Genomic DNA, 21,187 nt, shown 5'->3' with positions numbered 1-21,187 from the left:
ATTATAAATCTCAAATGGATAGAATTGGGGCGACAAGAGGTTGGTCTCCTTACACGAAAATGCAGTATGAAGGCGGAAGAGCGAAAGACGGCGCATTATTTATTGGAGGAGTAAATGAAGTTGCAGATAATATTGAGTATATGAAAGAAATTTTCGGAATTACCAGATTTATTGGTCACATGGATTTTGGAGCGCCGGACAATGACGTGATGATGAAATCCATCGAATTATTTGGAGAAAAAGTAGCACCAAAGTAAGATAAGTAGTATTCCCTCTGAAAATTTTTTCGGTGGAATTTTTTCTGTTTTAAAATCAAATTTTCTTAATTTTACCCATTATGTACGAAAAATCAATAGACCCACTTCACGGAAAACGCCTCGATACCATTGTAGAAGAATTGGTCGATTATTACGGGGGTTTCGAAGAGTTGGGAAAGCAAATTAACATCAAATGTTTTACGGATAATCCAAGCATCAAATCATCTTTAAAATTTTTGAGAAAAACAGATTGGGCCAGAACGAAAGTGGAAAGTTTGTATGTGTACGTTTTAAGACAGAAAAAGAAAGCTGAAAGGAAGGATTAATTTTGATTCTAGATTCTAGATTCTAGATTCTAGATTCTAGATTCTAAATTCTAGTCCAAAAACTTTCCCGAAACATAATACCAGCGATTATTTAATTTCTCAAAAAGTGAGATTTCATGGTGAATTTGCGGAGTTCCGTGTTCATCTTTGTAATGCGCTTTAAATTCTACCAGATTTTTACCAGAAGTTTTTACAATTTCCAGTTTTGTCCACTCATTAAGTTCGCCCCAATCTTGCAAATCTTTCGTATTGTGCAGTTTTCGTTTTGAAGGCAAAGTCGTATCCATTAAATATTCTCCGTTTGGAATAGCGAAAGCTGAAAATCTGGAACGCATCAATTCTTCCGCAGTTTCTGGGAATTTTTCTTTCGTATGAAAAGGTTTGCAACATTTGTCGTATAGTTTTCCAGAGCAGCACGGACAATTCATTCTTATTTTTTTGTTGGATGTCAAAATAATTCTTTTTAAGTTTTGGCTAAAGCCAATGGTATTATCTTAATAAAAAAATGGGCTAAAGCCCGTTCCTATTGATTTAAGTTTTGTCTAATATTAAAAATTATTTGAAATGAATCAAATATCTCTCTTCAATAATATTCAAATGATGAATATTATGTCCCACCATTAATTTTCCTAAAGTTCCCACAGCAATTTCATTTCCATTTGCAACGCCAGTTCTGGAAAGGATTTCTTGATTTAAATTTCCCAAAAATAGGATATTTGATTTTCTCAAAAAGTCAAATTCTTCCATTAAAGTTTTAAAGGAAACTTGATCCAGAAAATATTCTTTCGCGTATAATTCTTCGTCCCACCCGGAAAGTTCAGTTTGGTCATTTCTAGAAAATCTTAAGGCACGATAAATGAAAATCCGTTCCGCATCGATGAGGTGTTGCAGCAATTCCTTCAACGTCCATTTTCCTTCTGCATAAGCATAATTAGATTGTTCTTCCGAAAGATCGCGATAAATTTTCAGCGTTTTTTCTCCGGAATTTTTTAATTCTTCCACCCAGTTTTCGCTTGGAACCAAATCGAGATATCTTTGAATATATTTTTGAAATTCTGTCATATTCAAAAGTATAAAAAAACCTTCAAGCATTTGAAAACTTGAAGGTATAAATTTTTAGAGTTTTTTTTTCGATTTATCCGAAAGCTCTTTCTAAATCAGCGATTAAATCTTCCTTATCCTCGATTCCGACACTTAGTCGCACCAAATCATCGGTGATTCCCAGTTCCGCACGTTTTTCTGCAGGAATTGATGCATGAGTCATTAAAGCGGGATGATTTGCCAAAGACTCCACACCGCCTAAAGATTCGGCTAAAGTGAAGACTTTAACTTTTTCTAAAAACTTCACGGACTCTTCTTTTTTTCCTGATTTAAAAGTGAATGAAACCATGCCACCGAAATCTTTCATCTGTCTTTTTGCCAAATCATGCTGTGGATGAGATGCTAATCCTGGATAAATAACGCGATCAACTGCAGGATGTGATTCCAAATATTTTGCGACTTCCATTCCGTTATCCGAATGTCTTTGCATTCTTAAAGCCAAAGTTTTAATTCCTCTTAAAACCAAATAAGAATCATGCGGTCCTAAAATTCCACCACTTGCAAACTGAATGAAATGTAATTTCTCTCCTAATTCTGCTGTTTTGGCTACCAAAGCTCCGGCAATAACGTCGGAATGACCACCCAAATATTTCGTCGCAGAATGCATCACGATATCTGCACCCAATTCCAATGGTTGCTGAATATAAGGAGACGCAAAAGTATTATCTACGGCAACTAAAATGTCTTTTCCTTTAACCATATCTGTCACGGCTTTGATGTCTACCAATTTCATCAAAGGATTAGTTGGAGTTTCTAACCAAATCAGTTTTGTTTTATCTGTAATTAAATCAGCAATTTTCGATACATCATCGAAGTTGACAAACGTGAACTTTAATTGGTATTTTTCAAATAATTTCGTGAACATGCGGTAACTTCCGCCATATAAATCATCAACGGAAATAATTTCGTCGCCGGGATTTAGTAATTTTAGCACACAGTCAATCGCTGCCAAACCAGATCCAAAAGCCAAACCTCTCGCGCCATTTTCAATGGACGCTAAACTGTCTTCTAAAGCTTGCCGGGTTGGATTTGCTGCTCTGGAATATTCGTATCCTGAATGGATTCCGGGAGATTTCTGCGCAAATGTGGAAGTTAAAAATACAGGAACATTTACAGATCCCGTCGCTGATTCGTGGTGTTGCCCACCGTGGATTACTTTAGTATTGAAATTCATTGAATAAGAATTTTATTAATTATAAGATGCAAAGATACAAAGGTATTTCTTTACAAAATTTTCAACGTCATTTCTCCTTAAAATCCCTACCGAATATTTGCAAATTTCGTGAATTTTGCAAACCTAAAGACTTTTTTAAACAGGTCAATCCGCTGATTAACTGTATCCTTGTAGGAAAATAATCTAAAAATAAATTTTATGAGAAGAAGAATTACTATGTTGGGAATTACTGCCATTTACTACAGGGTTTTTTAGTGCGCAAGTGGAAAAAACCCCAAATGAATTACCAAAAGGAGCGATTGTAAAAGCAATTGAGAAACCCGTTTTCTTAGCAGAATTTCCTAAGACCAGTTGGGCAGATTTTGCAGATACAAGTTGGTACAATGCAACCGGTGATAACTTTGAATTGACTACATCTGCGGAATTAGCAGGTTTAGCCAAGTTGGTGAAAGCCGGCAATAAAATGGTAGGAAAGAATTTCAAAATTATGTCGAATATGGATATTTCCGCGCACTTATGGGATCCAGTTGGTTATAACAATACCTATCCTTTTTCTGGTAATGTAGATGGGAACAGTAAAACGATCTCTAATCTGAAAATTAATCGGACAACAGGTGATTGGTTGGGATTATTCGGGCAATTTATTACCGCTACGGTAAAAGATTTGACTTTAGATGGATCGCAAATTTATGGGAAAGATACTTCTGGTGGTTTCATTGGAAATATGGCGGTGAATTCTAGAGCGACTAATTGTCATGTGAAAAATGTGGACATGGTTTTTACCTCTTATAATGTTGGTGGATTTACGGGCGGTGTTTTATCGGGTTCAGAAGTTAGCAATTGTTCTGCTTCTGGTAGTGTAGTTGGTGTGAATCAAATTGGTGGTTTCGCGGGAACGTCTTGGAGCAATTCTTTAATTTCAAAATCTTATTGTGAAGGAACGGTTCAAGGACAATATATTGTAGGTGGATTTTCTGGATTTGTAACTTTTGCATTTGGTCCTACAACCGTGAACAGAATTTAAGATTCTTACAGTCGCTCAAATGTAACTGCTATTTCTGAAACAGTGGGAGGTTTTTAGGGTTTCGCGCAATCCACAGGTAATTTTAAAAATGATTATTCTACGGGAGCAGTTTCTCTGACTAGTGAAGTTGGCGGTTTTGTAGGTAAAGTTGGAAATTTAACAATCGCCAATGCGCATTTTGATTCTACCAAGGCGCCTTATGACGCTGTGGGAAGTTTCGCCGGAGCTCCCGTAACTCTAGATATTACAGGACATGCCACGTCAGATATGAAAACTGAAGCTTTTAAAACGGTAATGAATACTGGATTAAGCACTGGAGTTTGGTCTATTAACCCAGCAATTAATGATGGTTATCCTTACTTAAATACACAGCCGCTTTTAGCAGCCAATGAGGTGAAATCAAACGGAATTCAAGTGACGGTAACGCCAACAAATGCAGATTCTTTCTTGAAAATTTTAACAGCTGAACCTAATGTTTCCTATGAGATTGTTGAAATGTCTGGGAAATTAGTAACTAAGGGCAAATCCTCTGGAACACAAAAAGAAGTAAACGTTTCTCAGTTGAGAAAAGGAATTTATTTAACCAATGTTCAAACAGAAAAAGGAAATAAAGCGATTAAATTTTATAAAGAAATAAACGCTTTCTTACTAAATACAAACGTCGGATCTTCTTGGAAACCGACGTTTTTTTTTATGTAATATCTAAGCTGAAAACTACATTCTAATCGCAGCTTTCTGCGCAAATTCTTCTGCCATTTCTTCCATCCAAGCTGCTACATCTTCTTCACCTGTCGCTCTTTGGTAGGTGCTGCTTAAAGAAATTAAAATTTGGTGAAGAAACATTTTCATCTGATCTACAGGCATATCTTTCGTCCAAAGGTCAATTCTTAAAGCTTCCATTTTTTTATCGTCCCACACAGAAATCATGGTTGCTTTCGTATCTTCTTTTTCAATGCCTCCATCTTGTGCATTCCACGTCATTTTTTCTGGTACATGATTATCATCCAGCTCGATATCGATGGTTATTTGGGTCTTTTTCATATTTTATTTTTGAGATAATTTTAGTTGAGGTTTAAAGGAATATTGCATTCCTAATTTTTTGGTTTGTACTGGCTGTCTGTAAAAATTTTCTGCGCATCCATCTGGATGAAACTCGCCAACTTTACGTCTGGATTTTCTTTGAAGAATTTTTTGCAGATTTCTCCACCAATGTAAATTCCCACGCGGGGTGAAGATTCATTGTCGATTTCTGTGTAAAATTTAGAGAAAGGTCCAGGTTTGATGAAACGCTCATTCAATTGCAAATCATCACTGAAAAGTAAATTATTTTCCACGAAGAAATTCCAAATATTTACTTCGTTTTCAGCGGACCATTCATATTGTTTCTGTGTGTAATTCATTTTCAAATACTCAGGAAATTCTGGCAAGAAAGCGTCTTGCAGTGTTAGAATTTTTCCGTGGTAAATCATTTCATCTAAAAATTTTTGATTGCCAGAATTTGGAACCACAAAGTTTTTCGCGATGGTTTCAGAAATTTTTGGCACAATGTTTTGCGGATTCATAGAACTTTGGAAATAAACCTCAAGTCCTTCATAATTAGGATTGTTGTCTCCCATAAAAGCTGTAATATCCACAAAAACCAAATTTTCTTTCGGTTCATAAAAGATAGGATCCATAATTCCTTGCAGCGCCGAAGAGTAAAGAAAAAATTTCGGCGTGCGGAAATCTGAAAAGTAGTATTGAATATGAGAAACTAAATCTGTTAGTTCTTTCTGCAGTTTTACTTGGTCAATTTTGGAAATGGCTTCCTGGTAAATTTTAATCTCCTCTGCATCAGCTCTTCGGAGCGCATAATCTTCATCTGGAACGGTACCCTGAAACCAGGGATATTTTTGCTTAAAGTCCTCTAATGGAACCACATTGCCGTAAAATTCTTTAGAAATATCAATCAATTCTACAGATTGAGAAGGGTTTTTAATTTCCACGTTCCACAGATTTTTTGATTCTTTTTGACAAGAATTTATAGTTGCAAGGAAAAGCGCGGAAACAAATACATATTTAAAAAACTTCATTATTTTTACATCAGATTTTAGAACTGCAAAAATAAGGAAAATTAATGGCAAAAATCTTCGGAGAAACACAGCGACTTATTTTGCGAGAAATTATTCTGGAAGATGTTGACAGGATTTTCTTACTGGATAAAAATCCGGAAGTCATGAAATATATCGGTGTAAAACCCGTGAAGACTTTAGAGGAATCTGTAGAAACCATCAAAAACATCAGAAAGCAATATACAGAAAATGGTATTGCAAGATGGGCCGTTATTGAAAAAGAAGCCAACCTTTTAATCGGTTGGAGCGGTTTAAAAATATTGAGACAACCCATTAATGGCTTCGTTAATGTTTATGAATTAGGCTATCGGTTTTTGCCAGAATATTGGGGGAAAGGATTTGCCACAGAAGCTGCAAGAGCCGTTTTGGATTATGGATTTAAGGAACTCAATTTAAATAAAATATACGCTTGTGTTACCATTGATAACCTCAACTCCGTGAAAATTTTGAAACATAAATTAGGATTTTCAGAAGTAGGAACTTTCATCGATGAATTGGACAATGCGACTTGCTTTTGGTTAGAATTAGAACAAGAAAACTTTTTAAAAATAAAAAATGCAAACTGAAAAAATAATTGAAAAAATAGTCACTTGGTTAAAAGATTATGCAGAACAGGCCAATGTTAAAGGCTATATCATCGGCGTTTCTGGCGGTGTAGATTCTGGTGTTGTTTCTACGCTTTGCGCCATGACGGGTTTGAAAGTCCTTGCGGTAGAAATGCCTATTCGTCAAAAAGCAGAGCAAGTTGCCGGCGCTTTGGAGCATTTAAGATTTCTAGAAACTGTTTTCCCGAATGTGGAAACCAAATCTATCGATCTAAATGAACCTTTCGAGGCTTTGTACAAAACTTTTGACGTAAATGATGAAAAATATCCTGCTGAAAAACTTGCTTTCGCAAATACCAGAAGTCGCTTGCGAATGTTGACGCTGTACTATTATGGACAAATAAATGGACTATTGGTGTGCGGAACGGGCAATAAAGTAGAAGATTTTGGCATCGGTTTTTACACAAAATATGGCGATGGTGGAGTAGATGTTTCCCCGATTGCGGATTTGTATAAGACGGAAGTTTATGAACTGGCCAGAAGTCTCAATTTGCCAGATGTCATTAAAAACGCCATTCCGACGGATGGACTTTGGGACGTAGATAGAACGGATGAACAGCAAATTGGTGCGACTTATCCAGAGCTGGAAAAAATTCAGAAAGAATATGGAATAAAAACGGCGGAAGATTATGAAGGTCGTGATTTAGAAGTTTATAAAATTTTCGAAAGAATGAATAATGCGGCGCAACATAAAATTCAGTCTATTCCGGTTTGTAATATTCCAGATATTTGGCGTTAAGTTGCGAGTTGCGAGTTGCGGGATCCAAGATTCAAGAATAAAGAATCAAAATCACATTAGAAAAGCAATAAAAGTTTTTTAAGAATTAATAATTTTCAACTATCAACTATCAACTATCAACTATCAACTATCAACTATTATTTATCAACTTTCAATTTTCAACTAAAACATGAACAGACAAAATATCAAACTCGGCCTCTTTTTTATCATTGGATTATTATCTGCGTTTTTAGTGATGTATATTTTTCAGAATTATAAAATCGAGAAGAAAAACAAAGAAACCGCAAAAAGCGAAGTCTCATCTCATCATCATTCAACGGACGATAATTCTGCGAATAATAATCCTTCAACTTCTGGAAATCCCGAAAGTATTGATGAACTTACCAACGAGGATAAAGTCATCAATTATGTAAAAGCCACGCGAAATCTTCCAGATTATTATGTGACAAAATCCGAAGCGAAAAAGAATGGTTGGGTTCCTTCCAAAGGAAATCTGTGTGAGGTTTTACCCGGAAAAGCCATCGGAGGAGATAAATTCAGTAATCGGGAGAAATTGTTACCGAGCAACGAGCAATATTTTGAAGCGGACGTGAATTACAATTGCGGAAACCGAAATGCAGACCGCATTGTTTTTACCAAAAATGGCGAGGTTTACTTGACCAAGAATCATTATAAAAGTTTTGAAAAACAATAAGGGAAGACCCAAGTAAAAAGTAAAAAGAGCAAAGTAAATTACCAGAGCTTATCAACCATCAATTATCAACTATCAATTATCACCTAAAATGAAAACAACATACATCGACTTTACAGACCTCGGCGATTACGAAGACTTTTATGCACAACTGAAAGAAAAAGTAACACTCCCAGAATTTTTTGGAGATAATTTGGATGCGCTCTATGATTTCCTGACGGGTTTTGCGGAACTTCCATTGCACCTAGAATTCGTGAATATGAGTGTGGAACAACTGGAAACTTTCGAAGATTTATTAGTGACTTTGGAAGATGCAGAAGAGGAATTGGAAGATTTTAGCTTTTCTTATTATTTGATGCAATATGAAGACGAGGAAGGGGAAGTTTCTGAAGATTAATATTTTTTGGGGGAATTATTTAAGGTCAATTTCTAAAGAGTGAATGTTATACTTTCGATAAAGAATCTGCAGTTTGTTTTTTGTGAGCATTCTAAAGATATTTTTTACAGTTAAAACTTTTTCGACTTTTGTGGTTTTAGAAATTCGAAGACTTTAAACACAAAAAAAAACCACCAAACGGTGGTTTTTTTGATATGAAGAAGATTGAAAAAATTATTTTAAAGCTGCCAATAAATCAACGCCATTCACGGTTGCCCACGCTCCGGAATTTAAAACTACTTTTTTTACAGCTGCATTATTGACGTAAGTCAAAGGATTTGTCGTGTTAAAAGAATATCCATACTGAAGCACATTATCATTATTTGCCGTGGCAAAAACTGGAGTTACTTTTATTTTTCCAGGAACTAATTGGCTGGTTTCCGTTCCTGCGTCTTGAATTAAAACGGCATACGCTTTTTGCGTTCCTATGTTTTTGTAACCATCAACATAGACATTTGAAAAAATTCCACTTCCTTGTTTTTTAAACTGAATAGCAGAAATTTCATTAGAACCTGCACTTTCAGGATTGGTTCCGGCTCCTCTGATTAAAGTGATATTTGAAATTTTTGGAGCCGTATTATCAACATTTGAAGAAGACTCTATTTCCATCCCGAAATTTCCAACCTGCGTTTGGTAAGCAAACCAGTTCGTATTAAATTGTCCCGACCAGGAATCTTGCCAATCGAAAGCATCATCATAATTTCCGTAAGACACTAAATTTTTTGCCGAAACTGTTCCACCGAAAAATTCATATCCATCATCCGTTCCCTTATAAGAAACTAAATTTTCTAAAGTTGTTCCAGCGCCAACTGCGTAAAAAGTCATGGAATTGGTTTCCGAAGATCCATCTCCAATTTTTCTACCACCGAATTCTACACGCACAAATTTCATAGTTCCAGAGCTGGAATTTGCATCATCTCCACCGTAATACTGGTTGTTTCCATCTTCAGAAAGTGCCGTTGGAGCGCCATTTACTGCCTTTATTGGTGCATTTCCATACAACGTAATTCCACCCCAATCTCCTGGAGTTTTTTTGTCTGAGGTGAAAACTATTGGTAATTCTGCGGTTCCTACAGCATTAATTTTTCCGCCTTTAAGAACTACTAAACCACTAACATCTGTAGTAGATGCAGTGAAATTTGCTCCCGGTTCGATGGTTAAAGTGACGTTGGGCTGTACTTTTACAATTCCAGTCAGGGTATAATTTCCTTTTTTGATTAAAAGATCTTTGCTGATTTCTCCTCCTAGATTTCCGGTTCCGTCTAAAACACTTACAGTTGTAGAAGTTCCGCCCCCCGTATTTACGGGCTGATCATTATCTTCCCGAACATCAATGGTACAAGAAGTTGTAGTGAGCAATAGTGCGACTGCCAATAAGCTTAAGATGTTATTTTTCATTTTTATTTAATTTTAAAAGTTTTATTAAAAAGTGTATCCTACGGTTAGGTTTAAAGAAGTTCCAACCTCATAATTTTCTAGGTTTAAAGAAGAAATATCAGCGGAAAGCGGAACCAAACTTCGGTCTCCCATTTGTAATTTGTAGGTTGCGTTTAAGAGATTTTTCAAACCTGCTTTGATGTTCCAGTTTTTGGTGATTTGATTGCTGTACACCAAATCGAGTTGATGAAAAGGCAATTCATACACATTATCCAGTTTAGAAAAACCCACTCCATAAATTTTCTTACCCGAAACATTATAAACCAAAGAAAGGGTTTGCGAAAGATTTTTAGAATTTTTCAATTCATATTTTAAATCCGCATTGATCGTGTAAGGAGCGGCTCCTTGCAAAGTTCTTTTTCTGTTAGCTTCTGCATCGGTTTCATTTTTTTGAGCCTCGCTTCGTTCCACATCGCTGTACATGAAAGTTGCATTTGCGCCGAAAGTAAAATTATTTAACGCTTCAGAAATCCTGTTTAATTCCAAGATTCCTTCGATTTCAATTCCGAATAAATTTGCGGTTTTTGCATTGTAGAAAGTAATCGTTTGACCATTAGAATTTCCCGAAGCGGTGTAAGATCTTTCAATGGCATTATCGATTTTTTTACCAAAAAGATTCACCGCAACCAATTCCGTTCTCGTAGGAAACCATTCGTATTTTAAATCGACATTATAATTTTCACTGTTCGTAAGATCTTTATTCCCGAAGATATTTTCATTGTCTGGATTGATGTACGTAATCGGCATATATTCAATCAGGATCGGTCTTGTAATGGTTTTGCTGGCTGCAAATCTTAAATTAGAATTGGCATTCAGACTTTTTTTCACCGCAAGAGATGGAAGGATAAAATATTTATTTTTCGTGATGTTCAAGAAAGGAACATTGTTGCTTCCGAGTTCTTTATACCGCGTAATATTCATGCTGTTTTCAACTCTTCCGCCAAGAATTAGGTCCCAAGTTTCGCTTGGTTTATAATTCAAGTTAAGGTAACCTGCATTCACAAATTGGTATAAGTTATTTCTATATTCTGAGGTTGAACCTTCTTTAAAATGAAAATTATCTGCAAGTAAAGATTGGTCAAAAATACTTTGTGGCGAATCCACATTGATCTTCACAGAGCCAACTGGATTATTTCCCAAAGCGGAAAATATAAATCGGTAAGAGGTGTTTCTAATGTCCGCAAATCCATTGTAACCAACATTTAATTGAACGGGATATTCTTTTTTATCGCCTTTTTCTCCCAGTTTAATGGAATATTCTGCGAAAGTAGAAAAGTAATTTTTTCCCTGAACATCGAAATATTGACGCAGCAAATTGTTTCCACCGTAACTCAAATTAATTTCATTTGGATTGGAAGTGATTTGTCCGTAGAAAATCTTTCGATCGGGTTGCTGATAATTATTGTTGACCCAACTAACTCCAGTTTTTACTTCTTGTCGTTCAGAAATATTTTGGGAAGCATTTAACTGCAAATCCACAAATTTTGAAATATCCTGTTGATTGGCTCGGATAAATTCCTGCTGATTTTGCTGTCCATTTCTGTAACCTCGAAAATCTTGAATTAAATTCTCCGAGTTTTGAAGGAAAATGGCATTAAAATTCACTTTCGTGTCTTTGTGTTTAAAACCTAAACCTAATAAAATGGAGGATTCTGAGGTGTAAGTATATTCCTTTCTGTTCAGTAAATTATTATAATCGATTTCATTTCCATTAAAGCGAAATTGATTTTTTTCACCTTCGTGTAATTCGTAAGAATCGCCCTGATTTAGGGAAAGTAAAAGTCCCAAATTAGAATTTTCGCCTAATTTTATTTTTTGCGCCGTCGTGAAACTTAAACTAGTATTGGGTAACGATTTAATGTTGTCCACATTCCAGCCTTCGCCAAAAGAATCTCGAGATTGATCTGCCGAAAATATATACCCACTCGGTTTAAAACCATTCACTTCATTCGGTAATTTTCTTTTTTTGTCATTCAGACCAAGATAACCGTTAAAAGAATTGGCATTTGGATTTATTTTAAACTGATCCTGAAAAGTACTGATCGAATTAAAACCCACAGAAAATTCTATTTTGCTGAAGGGTTTGTCATACGTCAAAGTTTCAATATCAAAAGTTGCACCCGCGAAATCTGCGTATAAATCTGAATTAAAAGTTTTGTAAACATTGAGTTTTCCTACAACATCCGTGGGAAACTGCTTCAACGCAATAATTTTTTGAAAGGGATTATTAGATGGGGAACCAAGATTGTTAATTAAAAGCGTGTTATATCGTTCTTCCAAACCTCTTACAAAAAGTCCTTTTCCTTTTACGGACGTAATTCCGGTAATTTTTGTGAGACCTTGTTCTACATTAGAAATTCCTTTTCTGGAGATTTCTTCCGCCCCAATCGCTTGTTTCTGGATGATTGCTTTTTTCTGATCGCTTAAAATTGCGGTTTCAGATTTTTTATTTCCACTAGAAATAATCGTAACTCCTTCTATGTTTTTTTCCTTGCGGATCGTGTCTTTTTCTGCTTCTTGTCCGTAAATAATTGTTGTAGAAGACAACAGGAATAAAACAGCAATACTCAGTTTTCTCTTTTTTATCACTTCTTTCATTGGTTTCAATTTCAATGCAAAGGAAGAAATTGCAAGTCCGTTTGGTGTTGACTCAATCTTAAGTTTACTTTAAGAAATCTTAAACAGAATCAGGTTTATATTAATTTATGATGAACAATTAATGCGGCCTCATTTTTCATCTTTAATTTGATTAATTTTGAAAGGTTAAAACAAGAAAATGAAACAGAAAAAGATTCTTTTGATTGATGATGAGCAAGATATTTTAGAGATTATTTCTTATAATCTAGAGAAAGAGGGCTATGATGTTTCCACCGCTACCACTGGAAATGAAGGCATCGAAAAAGCAAAACAGATTATTCCTGATCTAATTCTTTTAGACGTGATGATGCCAGAAAAAGATGGGATAGAAACTTGTCAGGATTTGCGCAAAATAAAAGAACTGCAAAAAACATTAATCGTTTTCCTTTCTGCCCGAAGTGAAGAATTTTCTCAATTGGCCGGTTTTGAAGCGGGTGCCAATGATTATATCGTAAAAATAATTAAACCAAAAGTTTTAATTTCCAAAGTAAATGCACTCCTGCAGCTTACTTCTCTGGCAGCAGGAACTTCTAAAAACCTTGAGTTGGGTGATTTGATAATTGACAAGGATAATTTCCGTGTTTCTAAAGCCGGACAGTTATTTATGTTGCCCAAAAAAGAATTCGATCTGCTTTATTTGCTTGCGTCCAACACAGAAAAAGTCTTTAAACGCGATGAGATTCTGGAAAAAGTTTGGGGAAATGACGTCATCGTGGGAGAAAGAACCATTGATGTTCACATCCGAAGACTGCGAGAAAAATTGGGCATCAATACCATTCAAACCCTTAAAGGAATTGGGTATAAATTAGTTGTGTAGCTTTGCGCAATGAGGTTGCACCGTTTAACTTTACTCGCATCTTTTTTTCTCACCATCGTGATGTCTTTTGTTGCGCTGGTTTTTGACTATTCCAAAGATATTATCGTAGATGATATTCAAAGTTTTTACTTCGTTTTCATAGCCGTGGTAATCGTAATCTTCGGTCTTAATTATTTGATTTTAGATGCACTCTTTAATTTTTATGGCAAAAGACAGATTCGGAAAATTTCAACCATTCTTCCCGATGAGTTTAGTCCGATAGAGGATTATAACTTAAATTTCCAAGAATTCGGGGAGCGGGTTTCAAAATATTCTCAGAAGAACGCCACCGAATTAGACACCATGAAAGAAATGGAAACCTACCGAAAAGAATACCTCGGAAATGTATCTCACGAACTAAAAACACCCCTTTTTTCTATTCAGGGCTATGTAGAAACTTTGATTGAGGGTGGCGTAGAAAATCTTGCCATTCGGGATAAATACCTGGACCGAATTGATAAGTCTGTAGAGCGACTATTAACCATCGTGCAAGATTTAGACATGATTAATCAATATGAATCTGGCGTCATCACTTTAAATATTACCAGTTTTGATTTAAATGCTTTGATAAAAGAGATTGTTGATCTTTTTGATTTAGAAGCAAACCGAAAAGATTCTAAAGTTCAGCTTCAAACTTCCTCTGCACAAATTTATGTGAATGCAGACAAAAATAAAATTTCCCAAGTCCTGATTAATTTGATTTCCAATGCCATCCATTACGCCAACCGAAATCAGGCACAAATTAATATTCGAACCAACGTTTTACGGGATAAAGTTTTCGTAGAGGTAGAAGACAATGGAATGGGCATCAAACCAGAATTTTTACCCAGAATTTTTGAGCGATTTTATCGAGTAGAAACGAGTAGAAACAGGAAAGATGGTGGTTCTGGATTAGGTTTGGCAATTGTAAAGCATATTTTAGAGGCGCACGGCGAACATATTTCTGCTAAAAGCGTTTACTTAGAAGGCACGCAATTCAGTTTCTTGCTGGAGAAATCGAAGTAGATTGGGGTCAAAATGTAAGCAAATCTTTTTAAATAATAACGCGCCTAATTTTTTTTTGCCAAAATGCAATTGTTTTATATTTGTACCCGAAACAAAATCTAAAAACAATTCAAACTTTCAGTTATAATGGTTTATAAAATCCGTATAATTTTAGACGCAAAAGAAGATATTTTTCGCGATGTTGAAATAAAAGACATGCAGACGCTCTGGAATTTACACTTGGGCATTAAGAGTGCTTTCAGTTTGTCTGGCGAGGATCTATCTATTTTCAATATTTTGGAAGATGATGGCGTAGTGATGAAATCTGTCCCTTTAGAGGATATGAGTGATGATGGGGATGGAGAAATTATGAGTGACATTTATTTGCACGAAGCTTTCCCCGCAGTAGGTTCAAAAGTTCAGTTCCAATATGGATTTATGGAACTTTGGGAATTTTTTGCGGAGTTACTGGAAATTCAAGATGAAAAACCAGCCGTAAATTATCCTATTACTGTTTTCAGATTCGGAAAAATGCCACTAAAAGCACCAAGTAAAGCGCGCGCAAAAAACACTCCGAAGCCCATTATAGATGATGTTTTTGGTGAATTTGAAGACGGATATGATACGGGAGATTTTGATGACGAGGAAGATACCTTTGATGACGAGGATGATGGGTATGATGATGATTTCTTTGAAGAAGATTCTAAAGAAGACCTTTAAACAAAATATAAACCCCGATGATGTCGGGGTTTTTCATTGCTAAAAAATTCATTGCCAAAATTAGTTGAGGCTGAAAATTGATTTTAAAATTAATATATTTGGTTCAAATATTTTTATATGAAAAAATTACTCTTTTTAGCGATTATATTAGTGGGCATCACCTCTTGTTCTACCCAAAAAACTACCAACATGACCGAACTACCTTCAGAGTGGAAACGTACCACCAATATTTACGAAGTGAACATCAGACAATACACGCCGGAAGGAACTTTTCGGGCTTTCGAAAAAGAAATGCCGCGTTTAAAAGAAATGGGTGTGAAAACATTGTGGCTCATGCCTGTAACACCGATCTCTCAAAAAGTAAAAAAGGGAAGTATGGGAAGTCAGTATGCGGCGCATGATTATACTGCCATCAATCCTGAATTCGGGAACATGAATGACTTTAAACATTTCGTGGATGAGGCGCATCGTCTAGGATTCAAAGTAATTATTGATTGGGTTGCTAATCACACGGGTTGGGATCACGTGTGGACCGTTTCTCATCCAGAATATTTTTTAAAAGACCCGAAAACCAATGACTTTCAGATTGCTTCTGGGATGGATGATATTATTGAGTTGGATTACAGCAATCCAAAAATGCGTCTTGCTATGATAGAAGCCATGAAATTTTGGGTAAGAGAAACCAATATTGATGGTTTTCGTTGCGATTTAGCGAGTTGGGTAGAAGTGGATTTCTGGCAGCAAGCCAGACCTGAAGTGGAAAAAGTAAAGCCACTTTTCTTCATCGGAGAATTTGATGAGCTTGACAATCCTGACTACGGAAAAGTTTTTGACGCCAGTTACTCTTGGACCTGGATGCATAAAACAGCGGATTATTACAAAAATAATTTACCACTTTCCGAATTGAAAGATTTACTCAATAAATATTCTGCCATTGGTGATGGTTCAATGAGAGCTTGGTTTACAAGCAACCATGATGAAAACACGTGGAATGGCACAGAATATGAAAAATATGGACTCATCGCAAAACCTTTGGCAGTCTTTTCTGCCACTTGGAATGGAGTTCCTTTGTTATATTCTGGACAGGAATTACCGAATCTGAAGCGGTTAGAATTTTTTGAAAAAGATGCTATTGAATGGACCGGAAAATATGAAATGGCGAGTTTCTACAAAACTTTATTGGACTTAAAATCATCTAATTCCGCCTTGCGTGGTGGAGATTCTCAAGTGACCACTTATCTTTTAGAAACTTCTGCAGACGACAAAATTTTAGCCTATCTCCGTAAAAATGGAAATGATGAGGTTTTAGTCGTTCTTAATATGGCGAAAGAAGACGTGAAATTCAATCTAAAAGGTGATCAATTAAAAGGTGTTTATAAAGACGTTTTCGAAAAAACCAACCGTGATTTTTCTCAAGATAAAGGATTTATCATGAAAGCTGGAGATTACGCCGTTTTTCAAAAATAAGAATCGAGACTTTTTTCTAAATTGAAAATCATCAATGAATAAACCCGAAATTCTGACCCTCATTCACGGCAAACTGCAGGAAAAAATTGAGTACTTAGAACGTCTTATTTCAGAAACTCGCGCGTCTAACAATGATACCAAAAGTTCCATGGGAGACAAGTATGAAACCACGCGGGAAATGGTGCAGCAAGAGATTAATAATTTGCAGGTCCAACTCAATGAAAATCTTCGCGCCAGAAATTCTTTAAAAACGATAAATACAAATCTTCATCAAACCACAGGCTTGGGCACTTTGGTAGAAACCGAAAGAGGACTTTTTTTTATCGCAGTTTCTTTGGGCGAAATTATTTTGAATCAATGGAAAATTTTCGTGATTTCTACAGAAAGTCCTTTGGGGAAAATATTAATGGGAAAGAAAAAAGGTGATCAGTTTTCTCTCAATAATTCCACCCAGACCATTCAAAATCTTTGGTAAAATCTTTAATTTCGTCAAAGACAACCATCAACCATCAACCAGCAAAAATGCAGAATTACCACGACTTACTTCAACATATTATAGATCAAGGAACAGACAAAACCGATCGCACGGGAACCGGAACCAGAAGTGTTTTTGGCTATCAACTCCGTTACGATCTCGCTGCAGGTTTTCCCATGGTGACTACGAAAAAAGTTCATTTAAAATCGATTATTTATGAATTGCTTTGGTTTTTAAAAGGGGATACTAACATTAAATATTTAAATGATAATGGCGTGTCTATTTGGAACGAATGGGCGGATGAAAATGGCGATCTCGGTCCTGTTTACGGTGCGCAGTGGCGAAGTTGGGCCGGAGCCGATGGGAAAGTTGTGGACCAAATTTCTGACGTCATAGACCAAATTAAAAAAAATCCAGATTCTCGTCGTTTAATCGTTTCTGCTTGGAATGCTGCGGAGATTCCGAATATGGCATTGGCGCCGTGCCACGCACTTTTTCAGTTTTACGTTGCAGATGGAAAATTATCTCTGCAATTGTACCAAAGAAGCGCGGATGTTTTTTTAGGCGTGCCTTTTAACATTGCGAGTTATGCTTTGCTTTTAATGATGGTGGCGCAAGTTTGTGATTTAGAAGTCGGTGATTATGTACATACCTTCGGCGATGTTCATATTTACAACAACCATTTTGAGCAGGTAGAAAAACAACTTTCTCGCACGCCAAAAACTTTACCTACAATGAAGCTGAATCCAAATATAAAAAATATTTTTAATTTTGATTTTGAAGATTTCACCTTAGAAAATTATTCACCGGATCCGGGAATAAAAGCGCCGGTTGCAATTTAATCCACTTTGTCAAAGTTTTTAACTTTGACAAAGTTTCCCCCTTTATTTGGCAGCTTTGCCATCTTTTCTCGTCATTGATGGCGAGATTTTTTTTATTACGTGGATTTCTAAGAAATAGAACGTACAAAGCTGAGATGATAACGATTGACCGAAAAATTTCCGATCACAATTTAGTTTTTGTCGATATTTATTGAAATGTAACATTTTATAATTATTTTCAACCAATTGAAGACATGAAATCATTAAAAATCAACCTCGAAGACAATGCCGATTTGGGCAAGTTATCGGAATTATTAATTCAAATTAGAGGAATAAAATCAGTGGAACTCATCAACGAAGAAACTTCCGAAAGTGATTTGAAAAAAGCCGTTAACAAAAGCAAAGAGCAACTCAAAAGCGGCGATTATGAATCCTTTGTTAATGATTTATTCGAAACCTTCGTCAATAAAAAATCTTAATAAAATTTCACCAAATAGCAAATGAAATTACCATTATCGACAAGTTGTTTAAAACACAACTGGAGATAGTTGATTCCATTGAACCTTAAAAAATATAATATTACACATGAAAAAAGTAATGATCTCCATTAGTTTACTTGGAGTTTTCTTTTCGGCAAATCTGTATGCACAAACCGAAACTTCTGGCAGAACCGAAGTTTACAGACAAACCCACACCAAAACAACAGAGCTGAAACACACCAAATTAAAGGTGAGTTTTGATTATCAAAAAGAACACATGAGTGGTGAAGAGTGGCTTACTGCCTCGCCTTATTTTTATCCAAGTGATTCCCTTATTTTGGATGCGAAAGGAATGCTCATTCATGAAGTAGCGTTGGATCAGAAAGGAAAAAAAGCACCTTTAAAATTCCAGTATCAAGATGATATGCTTTCTATCAATCTGGATAAAACCTATACCAGAAATCAAGAATACACGGTTTACATTAAATATACAGCGCGCCCAAATGAAGTAAAGCAGAAAGGCAGCGCCGCAATTAGTGATGCGAAAGGTTTGTATTTCGTGAATGCCCAAGGAACAGATGCAGATAAACCCACGCAGATTTGGACCCAAGGCGAAACAGAGGCAAGTTCAGCCTGGTTTCCAACTGTAGACAAACCGAATCAAAAAACCACGCAAGAAATTTACATGACCGTCCCGGATAAATACGTGACTTTATCGAATGGATTGATGAAATCTTCCACCAAGGAAGCCAAAGGTTTGCGAACAGACCACTGGGTTATGGATAAAAAACATGCGCCCTATTTATTTTTTATGGGAGTTGGGGATTATGCTGTCGTTAAAGACAAATGGAGAAATATTTCCGTAGATTATTATGTAGAAAAAGAATTTGAGCCTTACGCGAAACAGATTTTCGGAAACACTCCAGAAATGATGGAATTCTTTTCCAAGAGATTGAACTATGATTATCCTTGGTCAAAATATTCTCAAATGACCGCTAGAGACTACGTTTCTGGAGCCATGGAAAATACGACTGCAGTACTTCATCAGGAAGCTGCACAACAAAAACCGGGAGATTTAATTGATGAAAACCGCTGGGAAGATACGATCGCGCACGAATTATTTCACCATTGGTTTGGTGATTTAGTGACGGCAGAAAGCTGGAGTAACCTTACCGTAAATGAATCTTTCGCCAACTATTCGCAATATCTTTGGAATGAGCACAAGTACGGAAAAGACAACGCGGATTTTGAATTGATGAAAGATTCCAGAGCCTATTTTATGGATCCTTCTAATGTGACGAAAGATTTGGTGCGGTTTAATTACCACAACAGAGAAGATATGTTTGATGGTGTTTCTTACACGAAAGGTGGGTTGATACTTCATATGCTCAGAAATTATTTAGGAGATGATGCCTTTTTCACCGGACTTACAGATTATTTGAAAACCAATGAATATGGAACTGGAGAAGCGCAGCAACTTCGATTGTCTTTGGAAAAAGTAACAGGAAAAGATTTAAACTGGTTTTTTAACCAATGGTATTATGGAAACGGTCATCCAAAATTATCGTATTCCACCACTTTTGAACCCATTAAAAAACAAGTAACAGTAACGATTAATCAAACTCAAATTGGACAAAATTTCCAGTTTCCTTTGGCCATAGATCTTTACGAAAATGGAAAACCTGCCCGGAAAAAGGTGTGGGTCAATGCGAAAGAGAAGAATGATTTTACCTTTTCTGTTTCGAAGAATCCAGAATTTGTAAATATCAACGCAGATGGAGTTTTGGTAGGAGAATTTACAGATACCAAAACACCGGAACAATTGATGGTGCAATATCAGAATTCGAAGGATTTTTTAAGCAGGTACAAAGCCGTGGATTATGCCACAGAAAATGCTGCAAAAGACGCCACTTCCCTGAAAATTTTAGCAGCTGCATTAAAAGATACCAACTTTAGAATTCGCATGAAAGCTTTGACTGGATTAGATTTATCTAAAGCTGATCAAGCAAAAGCAATGCTTTCGGAAGTAGAAAAAATGGCCTCCAATGATCCGAAAACTTTGGTTCAAGGTGAGGCACTCTCTGCTTTAGCGAAGACGAAAGACAAAAAATATTTACCCCTTTTTGAAAAAGGAATGAATGCGGTTTCCAATGCAGTAAAAGCCAATTCACTTTCTGCCATTTCGGTAATTGATCCAGTAAGAGTAGTTGCTTTAGCAGATAAAATTGATTTAGAAGGAGCCAGCGACGATTTGATCGCGACTATGTTGCCGGTTATTGTGAAAAATAAGATTGAAAAACAAATGCCCGCGATCGCTTCAACGGCTGCATTTTATCCGTTTTTAAAATTCCAAAATCCAGAATTGGGTGCGGCTGCAGAAGATGGCTTTAATTGGATCATGAGTTCAGATAACTTGAAGGCTACTGAAAATGTAACCAAAATTTTGGGTCAGGTAAAATCTCAAATTGCTCAAAACCCGCAAGCGAAAATGATGATTGTAAAGATTTTACAAGATGGACTCGCCAAAAAGATGGTGGTTTTAAAAGCCAATCCGACAAGTCCTACGATTAACAAGCAAATTGACTTGATTAATAAAACGATTGAATCTTATAAATAATTGAGTTGAATAAAGTAGAAAAGGCTATTTCGAGAGAAATGGCCTTTTTTTGTGGATTTATTTTTCGGATTCTATTACCCTTTTAAGTTTTATGATTTAAGCAAACTGCTTTTTGATGGTCAAATTTCTCAACATTGCTCAAATTATGTTGTTGGAGACTATCCTTTTTTTTAACTCACATATTAAATGTGGCTTACATTTATTTCCACTAAAGAATAAGCGATAAGTTT

General features: G+C 36.0%; 23 protein-coding genes. 16 read left to right on the top strand and 7 right to left on the bottom strand.

Annotated elements, in window-relative coordinates:
• Positions 1-14 precede the first annotated feature (14 nt).
• Positions 15-257: a hypothetical protein gene (locus RCH13_RS11200; RefSeq protein WP_326987329.1), complete on the top strand. Its 243-nt coding sequence runs from the start codon at positions 15-17 to the stop codon at positions 255-257.
• A gap of 80 nt (positions 258-337) precedes the next feature.
• Positions 338-583, top strand: a complete 246-nt coding sequence (locus RCH13_RS11195) for a VF530 family protein (protein WP_326987328.1) — start codon at positions 338-340, stop codon at positions 581-583.
• A 50-nt stretch (positions 584-633) separates the two neighbouring features.
• Here RCH13_RS11195 and RCH13_RS11190 read toward each other — a convergent pair whose 3' ends face one another.
• The 3 genes from RCH13_RS11190 to RCH13_RS11180 all read right to left on the bottom strand — a co-directional run bounded on the left by RCH13_RS11190 (position 634) and on the right by RCH13_RS11180 (position 2,858).
• Positions 634-1,011, bottom strand: coding sequence for a YchJ family protein (locus tag RCH13_RS11190; protein ID WP_326987327.1), 378 nt, complete (start codon positions 1,009-1,011; stop codon positions 634-636).
• Between the two features lie 127 nt (positions 1,012-1,138).
• Positions 1,139-1,645 (bottom strand): DinB family protein, encoded by a 507-nt coding sequence (locus tag RCH13_RS11185; RefSeq protein ID WP_326987326.1) that lies wholly within the window; start codon positions 1,643-1,645, stop codon positions 1,139-1,141.
• Between the two features lie 73 nt (positions 1,646-1,718).
• Positions 1,719-2,858 (bottom strand): cystathionine gamma-synthase, encoded by a 1,140-nt coding sequence (locus tag RCH13_RS11180; protein WP_326987325.1) that lies wholly within the window; start codon positions 2,856-2,858, stop codon positions 1,719-1,721.
• Positions 2,859-3,120: 262 nt separating this feature from the next.
• Between RCH13_RS11180 and RCH13_RS11175 the strand changes: the two genes are divergently transcribed.
• Together RCH13_RS11175 and RCH13_RS11170 are read left to right on the top strand one after the other, a co-directional pair.
• Positions 3,121-3,882, top strand: coding sequence for a GLUG motif-containing protein (locus RCH13_RS11175; RefSeq protein WP_326987324.1), 762 nt, complete (start codon positions 3,121-3,123; stop codon positions 3,880-3,882).
• Positions 3,883-4,089: 207 nt separating this feature from the next.
• Positions 4,090-4,581, top strand: coding sequence for a T9SS type A sorting domain-containing protein (locus RCH13_RS11170; protein WP_326987323.1), 492 nt, complete (start codon positions 4,090-4,092; stop codon positions 4,579-4,581).
• A gap of 15 nt (positions 4,582-4,596) precedes the next feature.
• Here the strand turns inward: RCH13_RS11170 and gldC are convergent, their stop codons facing one another.
• Together gldC and gldB are read right to left on the bottom strand one after the other, a co-directional pair.
• Positions 4,597-4,923, bottom strand: a complete 327-nt coding sequence (gene gldC / locus RCH13_RS11165) for a gliding motility protein GldC (RefSeq protein WP_326987322.1) — start codon at positions 4,921-4,923, stop codon at positions 4,597-4,599.
• 50 nt (positions 4,924-4,973) lie between these two features.
• The gene (gene gldB, locus RCH13_RS11160) at positions 4,974-5,954 is read right to left on the bottom strand and encodes a gliding motility lipoprotein GldB (protein ID WP_326987321.1); all 981 of its coding nucleotides are present in this window, start codon (positions 5,952-5,954) and stop codon (positions 4,974-4,976) included.
• Between the two features lie 44 nt (positions 5,955-5,998).
• Here gldB and RCH13_RS11155 point away from each other — a divergent pair, with 44 nt between their 5' ends.
• The 4 genes from RCH13_RS11155 to RCH13_RS11140 all read left to right on the top strand — a co-directional run bounded on the left by RCH13_RS11155 (position 5,999) and on the right by RCH13_RS11140 (position 8,425).
• Positions 5,999-6,559: a GNAT family N-acetyltransferase gene (locus RCH13_RS11155; protein WP_326987320.1), complete on the top strand. Its 561-nt coding sequence runs from the start codon at positions 5,999-6,001 to the stop codon at positions 6,557-6,559.
• The gene (gene nadE / locus RCH13_RS11150) at positions 6,549-7,337 is read left to right on the top strand and encodes an NAD(+) synthase (protein ID WP_326987319.1); all 789 of its coding nucleotides are present in this window, start codon (positions 6,549-6,551) and stop codon (positions 7,335-7,337) included. Before RCH13_RS11155 ends, nadE begins: the two co-directional genes overlap by 11 nt.
• A gap of 169 nt (positions 7,338-7,506) precedes the next feature.
• Positions 7,507-8,031 (top strand): ribonuclease domain-containing protein, encoded by a 525-nt coding sequence (locus tag RCH13_RS11145; protein WP_326987318.1) that lies wholly within the window; start codon positions 7,507-7,509, stop codon positions 8,029-8,031.
• A gap of 88 nt (positions 8,032-8,119) precedes the next feature.
• The gene (locus RCH13_RS11140) at positions 8,120-8,425 is read left to right on the top strand and encodes a barstar family protein (RefSeq protein ID WP_326987317.1); all 306 of its coding nucleotides are present in this window, start codon (positions 8,120-8,122) and stop codon (positions 8,423-8,425) included.
• Between the two features lie 213 nt (positions 8,426-8,638).
• Here the strand turns inward: RCH13_RS11140 and RCH13_RS11135 are convergent, their stop codons facing one another.
• Positions 8,639-9,862: a hypothetical protein gene (locus tag RCH13_RS11135; RefSeq protein WP_326987316.1), complete on the bottom strand. Its 1,224-nt coding sequence runs from the start codon at positions 9,860-9,862 to the stop codon at positions 8,639-8,641.
• Positions 9,863-9,886: 24 nt separating this feature from the next.
• Positions 9,887-12,499, bottom strand: coding sequence for a TonB-dependent receptor plug domain-containing protein (locus tag RCH13_RS11130; RefSeq protein WP_326987315.1), 2,613 nt, complete (start codon positions 12,497-12,499; stop codon positions 9,887-9,889).
• Positions 12,500-12,677: 178 nt separating this feature from the next.
• Between RCH13_RS11130 and RCH13_RS11125 the strand changes: the two genes are divergently transcribed.
• From RCH13_RS11125 to RCH13_RS11090, 8 genes are all read left to right on the top strand, one after another.
• Positions 12,678-13,355 (top strand): response regulator transcription factor, encoded by a 678-nt coding sequence (locus RCH13_RS11125; protein ID WP_326987314.1) that lies wholly within the window; start codon positions 12,678-12,680, stop codon positions 13,353-13,355.
• Between the two features lie 9 nt (positions 13,356-13,364).
• Positions 13,365-14,399 (top strand): sensor histidine kinase, encoded by a 1,035-nt coding sequence (locus RCH13_RS11120; protein ID WP_326987313.1) that lies wholly within the window; start codon positions 13,365-13,367, stop codon positions 14,397-14,399.
• Between the two features lie 126 nt (positions 14,400-14,525).
• Positions 14,526-15,098, top strand: a complete 573-nt coding sequence (locus RCH13_RS11115) for an IS1096 element passenger TnpR family protein (protein WP_326987312.1) — start codon at positions 14,526-14,528, stop codon at positions 15,096-15,098.
• Between the two features lie 117 nt (positions 15,099-15,215).
• A complete protein-coding gene (locus RCH13_RS11110; RefSeq protein ID WP_326987311.1) occupies positions 15,216-16,565 on the top strand; it encodes an alpha-amylase family glycosyl hydrolase in 1,350 nt (449 codons plus the stop codon).
• Between the two features lie 34 nt (positions 16,566-16,599).
• The gene (locus RCH13_RS11105) at positions 16,600-17,040 is read left to right on the top strand and encodes a hypothetical protein (protein ID WP_326987310.1); all 441 of its coding nucleotides are present in this window, start codon (positions 16,600-16,602) and stop codon (positions 17,038-17,040) included.
• 47 nt (positions 17,041-17,087) lie between these two features.
• Positions 17,088-17,882 (top strand): thymidylate synthase, encoded by a 795-nt coding sequence (locus tag RCH13_RS11100; protein WP_326987309.1) that lies wholly within the window; start codon positions 17,088-17,090, stop codon positions 17,880-17,882.
• A 233-nt stretch (positions 17,883-18,115) separates the two neighbouring features.
• Positions 18,116-18,340, top strand: a complete 225-nt coding sequence (locus tag RCH13_RS11095) for a hypothetical protein (RefSeq protein WP_326987308.1) — start codon at positions 18,116-18,118, stop codon at positions 18,338-18,340.
• 106 nt (positions 18,341-18,446) lie between these two features.
• Entirely contained in the window at positions 18,447-20,957 is a 2,511-nt protein-coding gene (locus RCH13_RS11090) for a M1 family metallopeptidase (RefSeq protein ID WP_326987307.1), read from the top strand.
• Positions 20,958-21,187: the final 230 nt, after the last annotated feature.

This window comes from Chryseobacterium sp. MP_3.2, assembly GCF_035984805.1.
Taxonomy (GTDB): Bacteria; Bacteroidota; Bacteroidia; order Flavobacteriales; family Weeksellaceae; genus Kaistella.
The sequence above is the reverse complement of the archived record's forward strand: the minus strand, read 5'-3'. Positions and strand labels throughout refer to the sequence as shown.